A 2,417-nucleotide genomic window follows, 5' to 3' on the forward strand; every position below is an offset into this window, starting at 1 on the left:
TCCCGAACCCGTGGCGGGGAGCGCGGGCCGGGTGGCCGGGGGCTTCGGGCAGGCTGGTGTAGACCTTCCAGTCTTGCCGGCGGGGTGGAACCAGCTCGAGCAGGCAAGGCTTGTCTTCTTGTCCGGCGACGCGCAGGAAAACGCTGGTGCCGTTGAAGAAACCGTGGGTTTCGTCCAGGTGCGCGGCGCGTACGGAAAGGTCCCAGGCGTAGACGACGTACGTGATCTGCAAGGGGCCGCGGCAGGGCGCGGCCTGCCACGTATGTTTATCGAGCTTGTCCAGTACGACCCGGCGCCCCCCCGACCGCGCCTCGATGCGTTCGATCTGGCGGGCGAAGTCCCGGATCATGTAGCTGCCGGGAATCCATGCGGGCAGGCTGACCCGCTGTCCGGCGGGGTCGGGCTCGGGGATGGTGAGCGTGACGGTGCAACGGTGGCCGGCCAAGTCGGTCGGCTCGAGTCGATAAAGGATGGCGTCGGTCATGAGGTTCAACAGGCGGGCCGGCTGGCAGGCTCGTGGGCGGCAGCCATGCGCCGGCATCAAAGAAGAAGCGGTCGGGGCGGGTTGGAGTCCTAGTCTTGCCTTTGTCTTGCCCTTCTATGTTAGGCCAGCTGCGTCGGTCCGCGCGCCAGGTCGTCCGGTGTGTCGACGTCTCGCAGGCAGCCGGGATCACTCACCGGGATGGGCATGACCTGGCCGGCGACCAGGCGCCGGGCACCTTCGTCGCCGTCCAGCATCGCCAGGCGAGGCCCCCACCCGGGACCGAACAGGACGGGGTGGCCGCGCACGTCCCGGTAGGTGGGCGCCAGCACCGCTTGTTCGCGTCTGCCTGGCGGCAAGGCGAGCCAGGCATCGCGCAGCGTTGCGACCGTGGCGGGGTGTAGCCAGGGCATGTCGGCAGGCATGACGCACCAGGCCGGGGCGTCATCCCCGGCCGCGCGGGTGCTTTCCATTAGATGGGTGACGGCCTGGGCGAGCGTCGCGCCCATGCCTGCCGCGGATCGGTCGCAGACGATGACTTCGCAGCCAGCGCGCCCCAGCGCGTCGGCCACGGCAGGCGCCGCCGGGGACGTGGCGGCTGCGAGCCGGGGCAGGGCGGCACCGAGTGCGCGCGCCGCGGCCACGCACACGGGCTGTCCGTCGACCTGCGCCAATAGCTTGTTGGCGCTTCCGTCCGGGGAATACCGGGAGCCGCGCCCCGCCGCCAGCAAGAGTCCGATGATGACGCGTCCGCTGCTTGCTCCTTGCACCATGGCTGCGCTTCCTACATGAAACGGAAGATGGTGCGCCATGGCGTGGCGAAACTCAAGTCGCCCGCCTGTGGGCAAGGTATGCTTGCCGTCAGGACCGGCGCTTGCACTGGCCGGCCGTCTCCATCGCTTTTCTTGACATAGGTAGGTACGGGAGGTTGTGGTTGTGAGCGAAGCTCTGGTTCTTGTCGAGCGCCGAGGCCGCGTCGGGCTCTTGACGCTGAATCGCCCCAAGGCGCTGAATGCGTTGAACGATGCCCTGATGGATGAACTGGGGGCCGCGCTGCTTGCGTTCGATGCCGATCCGGAGATCGGCGCCATGATCATCACGGGCAGCGAAAAGGCGTTCGCCGCGGGGGCCGATATCGGCGCAATGAAGGACTGGTCCTACATGGACGTCTACGGCTCGGACTACATCACCCGCAACTGGGAGACCCTGCGCAAGATCCGCAAGCCGGTCATCGCCGCGGTAGCCGGGTATGCCCTGGGCGGCGGCTGCGAGCTCGCCATGATGTGCGACATCCTGGTCGCTGCGGACAACGCCAAGTTCGGCCAGCCCGAGATCAAGCTGGGCATCATCCCCGGGGCGGGCGGATCGCAGCGGCTGCCGCGAGCGGTCGGCAAGGCCAAGGCCATGGACCTGATCCTCACCGGGCGGATGATGGATGCGGCCGAAGCCGAGCGGGCGGGGCTGGTGTCGCGGGTAGTGGCTGCGGATCGGCTGCTCGAGGAAGCGGTGGAGATGGCGACCGTCATCGCGTCCATGTCGCTGCCTTCCGTGATGATGGCCAAGGAAGCCGTGAACCGGGCGTTTGAAACCCCGCTCTCCGAAGGGCTGCTATTCGAGCGCCGGCTGTTCCACTCCTTGTTCGGAACGGAAGACCAGAAAGAGGGAATGGAGGCTTTCCTGGCGAAGCGGCCCCCGGTGTTCAAGCATCGGTGAAAAAAATTTCTGAGTGATAAAACCGCGATACAGCGCGGTTTTCGCGTCATCCGAGGGGGCGGCAGCCCCCTTTTTAGTAGTTGTACGGAAGGGAAAACCCGGACCAAATTTGCGTGCCCGTTTTAAACCGTGCTATAGTTTCGTTCTCGATGCGAACGACGCAACGCAAGAGCGAAGCGGCGGTTGCGGCGAGTGAGATGACGGCCTTGTGCCAGCAGTTACG

General features: G+C 66.4%; 2 protein-coding genes and 1 pseudogene. 1 reads left to right on the forward strand and 2 read right to left on the reverse strand.

Features of this window, described 5'->3' with window-relative positions; translation table 11 throughout:
- Positions 1–484 (reverse strand): annotated as a pseudogene (locus IRZ12_RS17300) (peptidase M61); the annotation flags it as partial.
- Between the two features lie 119 nt (positions 485–603).
- Positions 604–1,254, reverse strand: coding sequence for a nucleotidyltransferase family protein (locus IRZ12_RS17305; protein WP_296471265.1), 651 nt, complete (start codon positions 1,252–1,254; stop codon positions 604–606).
- A 163-nt stretch (positions 1,255–1,417) separates the two neighbouring features.
- On the opposite strand from IRZ12_RS17305, the gene IRZ12_RS17310 reads away from it, so the two are divergent.
- Positions 1,418–2,194: an enoyl-CoA hydratase gene (locus IRZ12_RS17310; protein WP_296471269.1), complete on the forward strand. Its 777-nt coding sequence runs from the start codon at positions 1,418–1,420 to the stop codon at positions 2,192–2,194.
- The last annotated feature ends 223 nt before the right edge of the window (positions 2,195–2,417 follow it).

This window comes from Pigmentiphaga sp., assembly GCF_019689535.1.
Taxonomy (GTDB): Bacteria; Pseudomonadota; Gammaproteobacteria; order Burkholderiales; family Burkholderiaceae_B; genus Pigmentiphaga.

Coding starts and splice junctions, on each gene's coding strand:
- IRZ12_RS17305 (WP_296471265.1), bottom strand. CDS start 1,254: ATGGTGCAAGGAGCAAGCAGCGGACGCGTCATCATCGGACTCTTGCTG.